The organism is Neisseria sp. P0020.S005, from assembly GCF_051957055.1.
GTDB lineage: Bacteria > Pseudomonadota > Gammaproteobacteria > Burkholderiales > Neisseriaceae > Neisseria > Neisseria subflava_A.
This window is the reverse complement of the sequence record NZ_JBQCWV010000036.1, coordinates 1-566: the sequence shown is the minus strand read 5'-3', so window position 1 is coordinate 566 and position 566 is coordinate 1. Positions and strand designations below refer to the sequence as shown.

The window sequence follows — 566 nt, the reverse complement described above, 5'->3', positions numbered from 1 at the left end:
GAAACCATAGAGATCTACACTGTCTAGTTTGGCGGAAGGGTCAGGGTGGTAGAAGAGAGAGGAAAAGGATTACGCGTGCTGGAAGTGGGAGAAAACAAAATAGACAAACAAAAAACTGGTTAGGTTGGCGGCAGAAAAGCGACATTTTCTCCCGTCGGGTGCGAAGGAGATGTTTGGGTGGGAAAAAAAGAAGGGGGAATGTAGGGTTTGGCGGGGGGGAGAGGTGTAGGGGGTTGGGTAGCGCGTGGAGAAGGGGGGGAGGGAGAGGGGAAAGAGGGGAGGGGAGAAGGAAGAGAGGAGAGAGAAAAAGGGAGAGGAGGAAGGAGGAAAAAAAAGGAGGAAAAAGAGAAGAAAAAAAAAAGGAAAAAAAAAAAGGGAGAGGGAAAAAGAAGGAGGGAGGGGGGAAAAAGGGGAGAAAGAAAAGAAAGAGGGAGGGAAAGGGGAAGAAGAAGGAAAAAGGGGAGGGGAGAAAGAAAGGAGGAAAAGAAGGGAAGAAAAAAGAGAGAAAAAAGAGGGGAGGGAAGAAGGAAAAAAAGAAGGGGGGAGAGGGAGGGGAGGTGCGGGCT

1 protein-coding gene is annotated in these 566 nt (G+C 49.5%); it reads left to right on the top strand.

Features of this window, described 5'->3' with window-relative positions:
- Positions 1-173: 173 nt before the first annotated feature.
- The coding region (locus ACTHTU_RS11180; protein WP_440362586.1) for a hypothetical protein at positions 174-566 on the top strand (393 nt) is incomplete at its 3' end.